Source organism: Streptomyces sp. NPDC020681 (assembly GCF_044334895.1).
In the GTDB taxonomy this organism is placed as follows: Bacteria; Actinomycetota; Actinomycetes; order Streptomycetales; family Streptomycetaceae; genus Streptomyces.
The window spans coordinates 112587-125104 of sequence record NZ_JBIRTX010000009.1 but is presented as its reverse complement, the minus strand read 5'-3'; the positions used below and the strand labels follow the sequence as shown (position 1 = coordinate 125104).

Here is a 12518-nt window from a genome sequence, read left to right as displayed (position 1 = left end):
ATGCCTCCCACATCCCCGTCGTCCAGCGCGCAGGCCGCGCGCGAAGCGCTCGCCGCACGGCTTCGCGAGATCCGGCTGGACGCGGGGATCACAAAACGAGAGCTCGCCTCCCGGTGCGGGTGGAGCGAAGCGAAGTCCTCCCGCATCGAGAACGCACGCACCGCACCCTCGGACCAGGACATCCGGCTGTGGTGCCGCGCCTGCCAGGCCGAAGGCCAGGCACCGGACCTCATCGCGGCCAACCGCCAGGCAGACTCCATGTACGTCCAGTGGAGGCGGCTCCAGCGCACCGGACTCAGACGGCTCCAGCAGGCCAATGTTCCGCTGTACAAGGAGACCAAGCATTTCAAGGTCTACTGCTCCAACGTGGTGCCAGGCTTCCTGCAGACGCCCGGCTACGCCATGGCGCTGCTGCGAGCCATCGCCACGTTCCGCGGCCTCCCGGACGATGTGGCCGACGCCGTCACAGCGCGCATGGATCGCTCGCGCGTTGTCCGGGAAGGGGATCACCGCTTCGCGATAGTCATTGAGGAAACGGTCCTCCGCCATCGCCTCGGGGATGCGGGCGTGATGGCCGGCCAACTGGGCTCACTGCTTTCCGCAATGGACCTGCCGTCCGTGTCGCTGGGAGTCATCCCCACCACGGTTGAACGCGCCATGTGGGCCATCGAGTCGTTCACGGTCTTCGACGACAAACGGGTGGACCACGAGCCGCTTTCGGCGTCCGTGAAGATCACAGCGCCTGATGAAGTGGCCCAGTACCTCAAGGCGTTCGGACGGCTGCACCAGCAGGCGGTGTACGGAGCGGCGGCACGGGCGCTGATCGTGAAGGCGATAGAAGCCCTCGAGTAGCGGGACCCGACTTTGCCCCGCGGCGCCAGATCGAGTGGCAACCGCTGCCGACCCGGCGCAGCTAGAACCACCCGCGCGGTCGACGCCCTAGCTGAGGCGTCCTTCGCGCACGGCAACCACGAATTCCCCCCAGGCGGCCGGTCGGAGGCCCAGCCGCGCACCGTGCGGAACCTTGGAGTCCCGCACGGCGATGTCCACTGCGGACGTGGCGACCTCGACGCACTCGCCACCTGTGCCGTTGCTGTAACTGCTCTTGCTCCACGTGAGGTCCGAGGGCCGGGTCATCGGGAGTGTTCCTCCAGGGTCTTCCGGATCAGTGCGACCGATCTCTGTGGGCTCAGTGCCAGAGCCCGGAGATGATCGAACGCCTTCGTGTAGAGGTGCACATCCGTGTGCTGTTCCAGGTAGACCGAGTCGGTCAGCCCTTCTCGATAGACCACGTCGGGGTCCTCCTGCTCAGGGAAGCCGAGGATGGTGTATGTCCCGGTCACCGGATAAGCGCCGGCGTCGAAGGGAAGCACTTGCACAGTTACATTCCTCAACTTCGCCACTTCCAGCATACGTTCGAGCTGCGTGGCCATCACCCGGCGGCTGCCAATGGTGTGCATGAGCGCACTCTGATGGATCACCGCCCAGAGGTCGGGCGGGCTTGCGTCCGTCAGCAGCTCCTGCCGCCTCATGCGTACGTCGACGAGGCGCTGGATCTCCTCATGGGTCTGGTCAGCGGACACCCGGCAAAGTTCGGTCGCGTACTCGGGAGTCTGCAACAGCCCAGGCACGAACTCCCCTTGGTAGCTACGGAGAGTTGAAGCGGCCTGCTCGAGTCCCACGTACACGGAGAACCACGCCGGAATGGCGTCTCCGTGAGCGTGCCACCACCCCTTCGTCTTCGACTCCTTGGCCAATGACTTCAGGAGTTCGCGGAGTTCGTCCGAGGTCCCGTAGAAGCGACACAGGGCATCCACGTCGGACGGCTGAACACGGCCCTGGCCGGTCTCCATGCGATTGACCTTGGAGCTACTCCAGTCCAGCTCCTTGCCCACGTGAACGCAGGTGAAGTCATGGTCCTCGCGGAGCTTCTTGAGCTCGATCGCCAACCGACGGCGGCGAGCGGTGGGAGAGCCAGCCATCCCAACTCCTTGTGCTGTAGCGGATGTTCCATCCCACCGGAAGCACCGCGAAAGGCCAATCACCCGATGGGGGGATTCCCGTCGTGCACGTTGCACGACGGGAAGTGCACTGCAACTCTTTCACTGGGAGTGACCGATGGTCACGCAACGCATGGGAGGTTGATGCCAGTGATCCACGACATGGAATGCGTCAAGCGGAAGCCCTGGGAGCTGCCCTTTTCCGCCGAACCGAGCGAAGTCACCGGCCTGCGCAGGATCTTGAGGCTGCACCTGACCCTGTGGGGTCTCCCGGAACTGGTCGAGCCGGCTCAGATCTGCGTCACCGAGCTGACCTCGAACGTCATCCGCCACGTGGGCGCCGGTACACCCGCCACGCTCGCTGTTTCCATGAGTGGCACACACCTCCGCATCGAAATGCACGACCCGGACACGCGGGCACTGCCCACCCTGCTCAGCCCGGAGCGCGAGGCGGAGTCAGGCCGTGGGATGACACTTGTCGACGCGGTCACCGACCGGTGGGGCGTGATTCTTCGGGCGGACTCCAAGGTGGTGTGGTGCGAGCTGGCCACAAATCTCACCAGACCGAACGGCCACACTGACAGCCCGCGAGTGGCGCATGCCGAGGAGTACCTCTCGCTCTACTGCACGGCCAGTCACCCACGGCCGTCCGGCTCGGGGCGCCTCAGCGTGGCCGTCGCTGAGGAGGCGGCGATCGACCTCATCACTGACGTCCTTCACTGGCTTCGAGCTCACGGATGCGATCCGGACGATGCCTTGGACCGAGCGCAGATGCACTTCGAGGCTCAGGGGCTGAGTATCGTCGATCTGTGACCCGGAAGCTCCGCGGAACGACCGACCTCACAGCGTTCGGGCGCCGCCTTGATCAGGTGCGCAGGTAGGAGTGGATCGCCGAGGCAATGGCCTTCCCGAGGGGGATGGGCACCGCATTGCCGATCTGCATGGCGATGTCGGTCTTCGAGCCGCACCACCGGAAGTCGAGGGGGAAGCCCTGGATGCGGGCTGCCTCGTAGTGGGTGATTGGGCGGGCGTCAGTCGGGTGGAGGTACCGGCCCTTCTCGGGCTTGAAGAACTCGGTTCGGATGGTGACCGAGGGCTCGCCCAGGCGGAGCCTGCCCATGACGTCGCCGGTACCGGTGTTGTGCTTGTCCCAACTCGCGGTCGAGAGATATTCGACCGATGTCCTGACCCCCGAAGGGTGCGGAGTGTCGAAGATGTGGACCGTGCCGTAATCATCCACTGTGTACCACTTGTCGCGTAGGTCCTTGCGGTTCCCGCCCGGGGGGATGGCGCGGTAGCGAGCCCTTGAGAGGGGCTCCGGATTGCGGCCGAAGTGGAGATCAGGTGTCGTGAATACGCCGGGCACGACGGCGTCCACCTCGGCAATGTGATCCTTGCCGTCCGGAAGTTCGGTCCCTCGGATCTTGAGGCGGGACGACTCGTCGAACACGCTGTCCACTGCTTGCCAGTACGTGGGTCCCATGTCGACGCCGTCGAGCGGCTGAGGCGGGACGCCACTACTGCGCTTCGGACGTCGGACATGCGTCGCGCTGGGGTACACCATCGTCCGGCCGTTGTCGAGGTCGCGGCGAACCCCGATGACGATGGTTCGCCGCCGCGCCTGGACCGCGCCGTAGTTGGCCGCGTTGAGGAGGTAGCGCTTGTTCCTCTCCTCGTCCGTGTCGGTCGGTTCGAGGCCGGGAGGATCTACGAGCCGGTAGTCGGCCAGCAGACCTCCCTCTTCCACCTGGTTGAGCAGGTTGCGGAACTCGTCCGACTTGAGGAAGCGGTCGACGTTCTCGATGACGAAGATCTTGGGGCGAATCTTCGCGACGATGCGGACGTATTCCTCCCACAGTCGATTACGCTCGCTGCCCTTCTTCGATCGGTTCAATGCCGAAAAGCCCTGGCAGGGAGGTCCCCCGACCACCACGTCCGCATGGAGAGCGTCCGGCGTGGGTTCCCACTTCTCAATGTCGCCGAAGTGGACTCGGGCCGGCGGAAGGCACTTGTCCGCCCGGCCGCTGCCGAAGTTCACGGCGTACGTGGCGGCCGCAGCGGCGTTGTGCTCGACGGCGGCGATGCTGTGGAAGACCGGTGCGTCGTCCTGTGCCCCCTCTGGGCGGAACTCGTGAAACCCCTGGGTGAAGCCGCCGCAGCCACTGAACAGGTCAACGACGGTGATGGGCTCGGGGTCGAGGGGGCGGAGCGGGTGCATGTGGTGATCCTAGCCTCGGAGAGCTGCTGCGATTGCCCGTCCGACGGCTGCCGCGAGAGGCGGCGGCATCGCGTGGCCGATCTGCCGGTATCGGGAGGTCTTGCCACCGGCGAAGTGCCAATCCATGGGTATCGCCTGGATCAACGCGGTCTGGTCGACGGTCAGCTTTGGCAGGCCGTCCGCGGGGAAGTCCGCGTCTGGTGGGGCGTCGCCGAGGCTGTTGCCGTTCACACCGAGCGAAGCCCACGCCTTCTTGCTGCCAGTGGGACCGAGATCGGCACCACCACGACGGTCGGAGCCTCCGACAAGTGCGGGCGCGATTCGGTCGGCTCCCTTGATCCAGCGTTCTGCGCCGGTCCAGCCGTGTGCGGACATGGAGGGGCCGAGTACCTGACCGACCGTGGGAGGCGGCAGACTGTCCTGCTCGGGCCACGAGAACCGGGAGAAGTACGGGGCTTGGAGTGCGATCAGAAAGCCGCTGCTGCGATTCTGCGGCACGCCGAAGTCCGCGGCATTGAGGATTCGCCAGCTCGTTTGGTAGCCCGCATTGCGGAGTTCGGTTTCGATCCACGAGCGGTCAATGTCGAAGTCGGGGTTCTCGACCAGGTCCGGGACGTTTTCCAGAAGCACGGCTTTCGGCAGCATGTCGCGTGCCATGCCGATCGCCGCCCTGAGGACGCCTCTTTCCTCTGTGTCCTCGGTTCGACCGACGGTTGCCGAGGACTTCACGCGAGGGAGTCCCCCGCTGAGGAGATCGACGCCCAGGGTGTCCGGACGCATGGATGGATGGAAGTGCGAGACGTCCATGCAGACCACATCCCACTCCGGCCTGTTTAGGTCGATCGTGAAGCAGGCGTCGGCCTTGCTGTCGATGAGGAGCACGGGGTCGAATCCGGCAAGCTCCAGACCCAAAGCCTGTGCTCCCGCCCCGGCGCAGATCTCCACCGATCGGAATCGGCGGGGATCGACCGAGGCAGCCGGAACAGGCTGAGGAATGGGTAGCTCCTTCTTCGGCGACGCGGTCGCGGATCGAACGAGGGCATGGTCGTTCCGGGGCACGTGTTGCCCCGTTCGCAGGATGCTGTCCCCGGCAGGCGTGGAAGGGTGGCGCTGCGCATCGACGGACTCCTGGGCGACCGCGCGCAGTTCATCATCCAGGGCGTGCTCCTCGATTCCGTCGAAGAGCACGAACGGGGCGAGCCGGAGCAGCCGCTTGAGGAAGTCGCGGAGGGTCTCGCGCTCGTTCAGGCCCGCCAGATCGAGGTCGTTCCAGATTCGGAGGATGGCTCGAACCATGTGCGGGCTTCCCCCGAGCGCGGCTCGCCGTGCGTAGATCTGATCGAATGCCGCCTCGCCAAGGATCTTGAGAGCTCCGTACGGCTCCGAGACGCCGGGGGAACGGACAAGCTGAGCCCGCCACCAAAGCCGGCCGAAGACGTGCCGGGTGAGGTCCGTGCCGAGAACCCGGTCCTTCGGCGGCTGGGGGTAGCGCCAGAAGGCGACGTCCGGGAGCAGGACCAGCGCGAGGAAGGCCCAGACGTCCCGGGAGGCGGCCTCGGCGGGCACCAAGCCCATCTCGGCGTGCATCAGAGCGGCCAGCTCGAGGTCGAAATCGGCGTTGCGTGCGCGGTCGGAGTCGTCCGGGAAGCCAGCACGCACAGCGAGTTCGAGGACGGCTGCGCGCAATTCCTCGAGCTGAGCGGCGGATACGCGGTCACCGCCCGTGGCCACGTACACGGACGACTCATGGGTGAAGGCCACTTGACCGGTGAGGTGGGCGATGGTCCGGTGCCGGTAGTCGGCGAAGAGCGGTCCGGCCTGTTCGGCGAGCAGTCGGGGGTAGAGGAAGCTCATCACGACACCTCGAAGATCTTGACCGCCGCCTGCAGATCCGAGGCGAACAAGGCGGGCATCTGTCGTTGTCGCATGCGGATGTCCGTAATGGCTTGTCCCGGGAAGAGCTGGTCGAACAGGCTCAACAGCGTGGCGCCCAGTGAGCCGTCGGGGAAGTCGGCGTCCTCGGCGAAGTCGTCGTTGCCGAGCCCGTGCTCGATCATGATTCGGGCGGCGTCGGCGTACACCGCGGAGAGGACTATGCGATCCACCGGCCGTGGCCTTCCCGCATTCTCGAATGCGGTGGCGGTGATCGTGTTCCGCTCGTTGACGAGCAGGAGCAGGGACCCCATGGTGGCGCTCTCCAGACCACCGCTTATCTGGAGGTGCCAGGCGGCGTCATCGGCGAAGGACGTCCGGGCGAAGTCGATCACCGCCATGGGGAACTGGGGCGCGTCGCCCTGGAGGCGCAGTGACTCTCGGTCGCTCCACAGTACGGAGCCAGCCCGACGGGGCGAGGAGGGGCGGGCGTCGGTCCGGCGCTCGGCCAGGACGAGGGCAGTGTCGAGGAGGAGCAGACCGCCGAGGTCGGCACCGCGCAGGACGACGTCGAATTCCGCCGTGATCGTGCCGCTGTCGGTCAGGCGCGCGTGTTCCGCCGGCCCGCTGAGGTTGGAACCCGTGGCCGTCCACACCACGGCGAGCGTAAGCGCCGTGTCGGCCGGCAGGCCCGACTGCGATCGCGCACGATCGAGATCGACTCGGACGGTCCTGCGCAGCTGCAAGTCCATCTGGTAGTCCCAGTCGGGCAACGCCTCGGGCATGGGGATTTCGCCGTCCTGGCTCACGAGCAACCACGACTCGGCGACGACAACGTCCTCCGACGGGACGCGATAGGGGAGTACGCGCCGCGTCATCGGCCGCTCACCGCCTCGACCTTGATGCCGATCTCGGTCATGGTGTCCGGGGCCGGGCGCACGAGAGCCCGCCAGACATGCTCGCCGCCCTCGATGACGCATGCCTCGGCGGCGTGCAAGCGACCCTCGTCGTCCTCCCAGCCCAGCAGCACGGGCATGCTGGCCCCGATGGGGGGATCGATCTCGCGCCCACCGCTGCCGGGAAGCGTGACGGCCAGGTCGATCCGGACCCGCTGTGGGCCCGCCACGGGTAGTCGGAACTTCTGGACGAGCACCGTGTCGTCGCCGCGATCGTCGTAGTACGGCTCGTCGACGTACTGCACACGCGGACGACGGCGCACCGTGTTGGTCCCACCGCTCCCTGGCGCATCGGCGAATGACTCACCGAAGCCGCCCGGGCCGGCGGATAGTTCCGTACCTGACGGTGCCTCGGTCGGCACCGCCCGACCCGAGGGCTGACGGGGCACGCTGACTTCCTCAACCTCCTGCTTCGAGGCACGGGTGGCCGTGCTGCCCGGCTTGGAGTAGGCGGTGGCTCCGCCGATCCCCCAGGCTCCCCCCACCAGGCCGGAGAACATCGAACTGGCCGCGCCCAGCGCGACATTGCTCGCGCCCGGACGGGTGACCCCGCCGAGCGAGAGCAGCCCGTCCAACGCTTCGCCGATGCGGGTGAAGGTCGTCTGAACGAAGGTGCTCTCGGGCCTCTCCAGCGACTGCGGATTCCAGGCGTCGTGTGTGGGTGGCTCAGCCTTGGCGTATGTCTCGTCCATTTCCTCATCGGCCCGGAAGACGCCGGCGTAACCCTGGTTCGTGCTCGGCGGCTTCGGCCCCGGACGGTAGGTGACGACGAGTTCGGCTGGTCGCATCAGACACACGTGATGGATGACGTCCTCGATGTCGAGCATGCGTGAGGCGCGGGTCGGCTCCAGGGGCGGCATGATTCGCTTCACCAGACCGAGCCGCCCGAGATGCCGTTTGGGTTTTCTACATTCCAGATCTCTACCTTCCGAGCCGGTCATCGTCTCGTAGGCGGCGACGAACATCTTGAGAGGGCGGGTCTCCCGTGGATCCGGCACGGGGTGGTCGATGCCGTCGCAGGTGACGGAGAAGCGCATGGCGGGAGGCGTGCCGCCCGTAGTGATCATCTTGGGCCAGAGGTGCCAAGTGATCGTCTCGGCCAGGTAGCCGGCCACCTCGGCAGGCTCGAGCTCGTCCATGTTGGGATCGATGACGACGATGGTCGTCCCGGTCTCCTCGGGCTTGAAGGGTGGGAGGCCCAAGCGCTGAGCCGTGGCCTCCGCCTCCGTGCCGACCAGGGGTTCGACGACGTGTCCCGAGGTGTCGCCCCACCAGTGTCGACCGGTGTAGCGGCGGTCGCCTCCGGGCTCGTTTGCCACGTAACTCTTCCAGAGCGTGCAGCCGATGAGCCTTGTCTCGTGGCGGCCCTGCGCGGTGCGGCAGCGGGAGTGCACAAGGACGGACCCGGACTTGGACAGCAAGTAGAAGATGCCTTTGCCGAAGCCGTAGGTGCCGCCGCCCAGCGCGGTGTCGCGGGGCTCGCCTATGTTGCGGATGAACGACACAAAATCACGGTCGGGACCCACTGCGTCGTCGGCGCGAGTGGGTCCTCCGAGCCCTCGGGTGCCGCGGTCGGAGATGGCCAGGACTCGGACAGGGCCTCGCTTGAGCGATTCGCGCAGCGGGAACTTGTCGGTGCCCACGGGTGCGCCGTCGAGCAGCAGCTCTCGCCACGCGACGGCGTGCGCCGGGCCGACCGTCCACATGTTGATGTTGTAGTCGACCGGAGCGGAGGACGTCAGGAGGCGTGCGTCCCAGCTGTTCTGGGCCGACTCGCGCACCAGGATGGTGAGCAGGTCGAGTTCGGGGCGTCCGAGCTGATTGCGGATGCCCTCGGCGGCGCTTGCGCCTTCCGGCGGATAGGGCTGGGAGAACCAACGGGGCTCCGTCACGCGGACTCCTGAATCAGGCCGTCAATCAGCTGGGACAACTCGGTGACCGTGAGGGGAGTGGGAGTCTCACCGGAAAGGTCGATGGTGTACTCGACGTCCAGTACCGACACCGGAACACCAGCCTCGACGAGCGCCCGGCCCGTCAGTCCTGGGAAGTCCGCGTCGACCCGATACCACCGTTCTTCATCGATCGCGAAGCGCACGTCGTGGTAGCAGTCGGCATCAGAGAGGCGGTATCCGGATTGCGCGAGCAGCTCGAGAAACGCGCCCTCGTCGTCACACAGCCGAAGCGCCTGCTCGACCACTTCCGTGAATGCGGTACCGGCACCTTTCACGCCTGTGCGATGCAGGCGGAACCAGGCCAGGCAGAGCATCCCGCTCTCGGGTGCTTCGAGTTGGTCGAGGCCATGAATCCGTGGCCGTCGTCCTTCGCTGTTGGTGCTCGCCTTCACCTCTATGGCGTTGGTCGCGGCCGAGAAGTCGTGGCGGTAGCCCTCAGGACCGCGCCAGAGCCGGTGCGCGCTCGGATCCTGCTTGAGTAGCCTGTTCAGCACAGTCAATTCGCCGAAGAGTCCGGCGAGTTGCTCGGGCCCCAGTGGAGTTCCCTGCGTTCGAAAGAGCGCCTTCCACCGGTCCAGGACAAGATAGAGGGCCTTGACGGGGTCTTTGGGAAGCTCAGCGGCCGCGCCCAGCACGTCCACGCACAGCTCTGTGAACAGATCGCTGAGGTCGTCGCGCAGGCAGGCCAGATCGGCGTAGGTCTGATATGTCTCTGCGTCCTCCAGCGGCCGCTTGCGCAGCCGGAGGACTGGTCCGTCCAGGCCCGGGCGGATCTTGCGGTGCGTATCTATCGGCACCAGTACGTGGCGGTGCCCGTCGTGGTCGACGGCCACCGCCAACGGCCCGCGATCAGTGACAACAGTCAGCTCGGCGACGCGCAGGCGACGTTCCCCCGTGGTCTGCTCGGCCTCCAGCGCGGTCCACTGTTCCTCGACGAGGCTGCGCAGTTCCTCGTCGTTCATGCGTCCTCACCGTCGAGGAGGCTGAAGTCCTCTTCCTCGATCCGGACGTTGGAGAGGTCCGCGGAGATGTAACTCTCCACCGTGCTGTCACTGTGCAGCGGCGCGGGGAAGACCAGGCCGACGCCGATCACGTGTTCCTCCGCGTTCAAGGGGGCACGCAGCTTCTTCGAGGGGCTCGGCTCGGAAACCTTGTCGATCGGGTACAGGACCAGCAGGCCGGTGTCGGGAAGCTGCTTCCGACGCTCTTCCATGATTTCTTTTTCCTTCAGCCTCGACGTGTCCCCGGCCAGGTCCACCGCGGCGTCGCGACGGCTCATCAGCGTCTTGATGTCTGCGAAGTCGGGGGCGGCATTGGAGAGATCGAGGCGTGCGCGGTTGTTCCGCCCGACGCTCACACCGCGGGCAAAGGTGAAGGTGTCTTCCTTGGGGTTGCCGACGATTGCCACGTTCCACCTGCGCAGCGAGCCTGCTGTGGCGATGCGTTTCCGGATGTATTCGATGATCAGGTCCGCGTCGTTCTCGGGGGACTTCTCGTGGAATTTGTACCTCGACAGGAATTCGGTCACCACGTCGTGCGGGACGTCGCGGAAGACGTACCGCCCTTCCGCGGAGCGCTCCTCCACCCTGACCGCGTTCGCGACTGAGGCATCGACCAGCGCGCGTGCGGCGTCGATGTTGCCGCGAAGCCAGTCGGCGTTGGTGTGGAAGTAGTGGGTCTGGACCCGGTTGCCGCCGTAGGACGATGCCGCTGTGACGGCGTCGCGCATCTTGGCAGCCGCGGTCACACGCAGGGCGGGGTGTGTTCGCAGGCGTACAGCGAAGGTGAGGGGTGTCTCGTCCTCGGTCATGTAGATGTCGATGTCCCGGCGCATCTCGGTCTCGACCGTGGCCAGGTGCCGGAACCACTCGGCCAGCTCGTCCGTCATCCAGATCCGAGGAAGGTCGGCGTAGCCGTTCCGGAAGCCGAACCAACGGCCCATCTGCAGAAGCGTGTCGTACGCCGAGACAGCGCGGACGAAATAGCTGACCGACAGGCCTTCGAGCGTCAGACCCCGGGAGAGGGTGTTGCCGCCCACGGCGATTGCCACGACCGGACCGTTCTCGTAGTCGAGGCGGTCCTCGCTGCTGGAGTTGTCCATGATGACGCGACAACTCTCCAGGACTCGCGGCAGTTCGGGCACCAGTTGCTCGAACGGCACCTTCGTCTCACCGAAGTCCTCGGCCGGGACACGGTCGGTCTCGTTTTCCCACAGGCCCCGCAACCGGGAGAGGAAGGCGGCGTCTTCCAGAGACCCCGCGGACCGGTTGCGCAGATGCTCCAAAGGCCTCTTGAAGCTGTTGTGCACCGCGGTGTTGACGCTGGTGTGGATCAGCATCGTGTTGTGCGGGTTGCTGACGCCACGCACGCGTCGGGCGGCCGTGACCAGCCAGAAGTACTCGACCGCCCTGCGAAGGGTGTCGGTGATGACGGGTTCGAAGCCCTCGATGTCAGCCCGCGTATCGGGGCGCACGGCGGACACGTCGTCCTCGGGCACCGACCGGATCATGTCGTACCCGTCGTCCACCTGCTCCGGGTCCTCACCATCGAGGGCGTAGCGCCCGAAGAGGACCTCCGTGCCGAAGTGCCCTGCGGGTTTGGGCAGGTTGACGACGAAGTCCTTGGGGTACAGGTCCTTGGCGCTCGGGTCGATCAGCAGGTTCGCGAACGGAGAGGCCGTGTATCCGATGTAGGCGGACCTCGGCAGATGGCTCATGATGCTCAGGATCAACGGATTGATCGACTTCGTCGCCACGGTGGCCTGGTCTGCCTCGTCGTCGATGATCAGCGCAGGGCAGTCGCCGAGGTAGTCGGACGCCTTCTCGAGCCATCGAGCCAGCTTCCGGAGCACTGTGGCGTTCTTCTTCACCACGCACAGCACATGCGTCCTGTTGTTCCTCCCGAAGTATGAGGCCGGGTTCTCCGTCGGGGTGAAGTCTTTGTCGAGTCCGGTCAGCTGGGACCACGACGCGGGATTCGGCTCCACGAGCTGCTGCACCAGCCGGGCCTGAGTCTGGCGACGGAGGCCGTTGTGGATGCCGGCCAGGACAATGAACAGCTTGTAGCCGCGGTCCGCCGCCTTTGCCATGACCGAGGTGAAGTTGGTCGTCTTGCCGGACTGCACGTATCCGACGACGAGGCCTCGAGTGGAGAACTTCTTCTCCTTCGGGTGATTGAGCAGCGAGACGACGCGGGTGGAGGAATCGTCAAGGCTCCTGATTGCAGGCTCTTGAGGCCACCCGTCCTTGTGCAGCAGATCGACGATCGCGGGCCAGCACTTGTCCTTGGCCTGCGGACCCGTGTACCACGTGTCACGGTTGCCCAGTACGACTGCGTGTGGTTCCTCCAGCTCTTTGATCCGTATGGTGTGCTGCTCGTGCTGTCCACGGATCTGCTGGATGATTTCCGGGCTGATACCGAGGCGCTCCAGCCGCTTGACCGCCTCGGTGGGGGGAAACGAGTCCAAGAGCGCCTTGAACGTCCCGTACATGTCGTCGAATTCTTCGGTCATGGAAGTCGA

General features: G+C 65.9%; 10 protein-coding genes. 2 read left to right on the top strand and 8 right to left on the bottom strand.

What is annotated here, in order from left to right; all coding sequences use genetic code 11:
• A complete protein-coding gene (locus ACH4YL_RS22600) occupies nt 1-852 on the top strand; it encodes a helix-turn-helix domain-containing protein (protein ID WP_398509208.1) in 852 nt (283 codons plus the stop codon).
• Between the two features lie 87 nt (nt 853-939).
• On the opposite strand, the gene ACH4YL_RS22595 is transcribed toward ACH4YL_RS22600, so the two are convergent.
• Both ACH4YL_RS22595 and ACH4YL_RS22590 read right to left on the bottom strand, forming a co-directional pair.
• On the bottom strand, nt 940-1137 hold the full coding sequence (locus tag ACH4YL_RS22595) for a DUF397 domain-containing protein (RefSeq protein WP_398509207.1): 198 nt from the start codon (nt 1135-1137) through the stop codon (nt 940-942).
• Nucleotides 1134-1982 (bottom strand): helix-turn-helix domain-containing protein, encoded by an 849-nt coding sequence (locus tag ACH4YL_RS22590; RefSeq protein ID WP_398509206.1) that lies wholly within the window; start codon nt 1980-1982, stop codon nt 1134-1136. Before ACH4YL_RS22590 ends, ACH4YL_RS22595 begins: the two co-directional genes overlap by 4 nt.
• A 180-nt stretch (nt 1983-2162) precedes the next feature.
• On the opposite strand from ACH4YL_RS22590, the gene ACH4YL_RS22585 reads away from it, so the two are divergent.
• Nucleotides 2163-2813, top strand: a complete 651-nt coding sequence (locus ACH4YL_RS22585; protein ID WP_398509363.1) for an ATP-binding protein — start codon at nt 2163-2165, stop codon at nt 2811-2813.
• Between the two features lie 52 nt (nt 2814-2865).
• Here the strand turns inward: ACH4YL_RS22585 and ACH4YL_RS22580 are convergent, their stop codons facing one another.
• From ACH4YL_RS22580 to ACH4YL_RS22555, 6 genes are read right to left on the bottom strand one after another with little or no spacing between them, the layout of a single operon-like run.
• Nucleotides 2866-4218 carry a DNA cytosine methyltransferase gene (locus ACH4YL_RS22580; protein WP_398509205.1) on the bottom strand — a complete coding sequence of 451 codons (1353 nt, stop codon included), beginning with the start codon at nt 4216-4218 and terminating at the stop codon, nt 2866-2868.
• 9 nt (nt 4219-4227) lie between these two features.
• Nucleotides 4228-6072, bottom strand: a complete 1845-nt coding sequence (locus ACH4YL_RS22575; protein WP_398509204.1) for a DUF6339 family protein — start codon at nt 6070-6072, stop codon at nt 4228-4230.
• Nucleotides 6072-6968 carry a hypothetical protein gene (locus ACH4YL_RS22570; protein ID WP_398509203.1) on the bottom strand — a complete coding sequence of 299 codons (897 nt, stop codon included), beginning with the start codon at nt 6966-6968 and terminating at the stop codon, nt 6072-6074. The genes ACH4YL_RS22575 and ACH4YL_RS22570 overlap by 1 nt, the downstream gene beginning before the upstream one ends.
• Nucleotides 6965-8938, bottom strand: a complete 1974-nt coding sequence (locus ACH4YL_RS22565; RefSeq protein ID WP_398509202.1) for a hypothetical protein — start codon at nt 8936-8938, stop codon at nt 6965-6967. Before ACH4YL_RS22565 ends, ACH4YL_RS22570 begins: the two co-directional genes overlap by 4 nt.
• Nucleotides 8935-9960, bottom strand: coding sequence for a PD-(D/E)XK motif protein (locus ACH4YL_RS22560; RefSeq protein ID WP_398509201.1), 1026 nt, complete (start codon nt 9958-9960; stop codon nt 8935-8937). Before ACH4YL_RS22560 ends, ACH4YL_RS22565 begins: the two co-directional genes overlap by 4 nt.
• Complete coding sequence (locus tag ACH4YL_RS22555; protein ID WP_398509200.1) at nt 9957-12509, bottom strand: Z1 domain-containing protein; 2553 nt, start codon at nt 12507-12509, stop codon at nt 9957-9959. Before ACH4YL_RS22555 ends, ACH4YL_RS22560 begins: the two co-directional genes overlap by 4 nt.
• Nucleotides 12510-12518: the final 9 nt, after the last annotated feature.

Bases quoted from the DNA above. Each gene is read 5' to 3' on its own strand.
- ACH4YL_RS22595 (WP_398509207.1), bottom strand. From the start codon at position 1,137: ATGACCCGGCCCTCGGACCTCACGTGGAGCAAGAGCAGTTACAGCAAC.
- ACH4YL_RS22580 (WP_398509205.1), bottom strand. From the start codon at position 4,218: ATGCACCCGCTCCGCCCCCTCGACCCCGAGCCCATCACCGTCGTTGAC.
- ACH4YL_RS22575 (WP_398509204.1), bottom strand. From the start codon at position 6,072: ATGAGCTTCCTCTACCCCCGACTGCTCGCCGAACAGGCCGGACCGCTC.
- ACH4YL_RS22590 (WP_398509206.1), bottom strand. From the start codon at position 1,982: ATGGCTGGCTCTCCCACCGCTCGCCGCCGTCGGTTGGCGATCGAGCTC.
- ACH4YL_RS22600 (WP_398509208.1), top strand. From the start codon at position 1: ATGCCTCCCACATCCCCGTCGTCCAGCGCGCAGGCCGCGCGCGAAGCG.
- ACH4YL_RS22570 (WP_398509203.1), bottom strand. From the start codon at position 6,968: ATGACGCGGCGCGTACTCCCCTATCGCGTCCCGTCGGAGGACGTTGTC.
- ACH4YL_RS22585 (WP_398509363.1), top strand. From the start codon at position 2,163: ATGGAATGCGTCAAGCGGAAGCCCTGGGAGCTGCCCTTTTCCGCCGAA.
- ACH4YL_RS22560 (WP_398509201.1), bottom strand. From the start codon at position 9,960: ATGAACGACGAGGAACTGCGCAGCCTCGTCGAGGAACAGTGGACCGCG.
- ACH4YL_RS22555 (WP_398509200.1), bottom strand. From the start codon at position 12,509: ATGACCGAAGAATTCGACGACATGTACGGGACGTTCAAGGCGCTCTTG.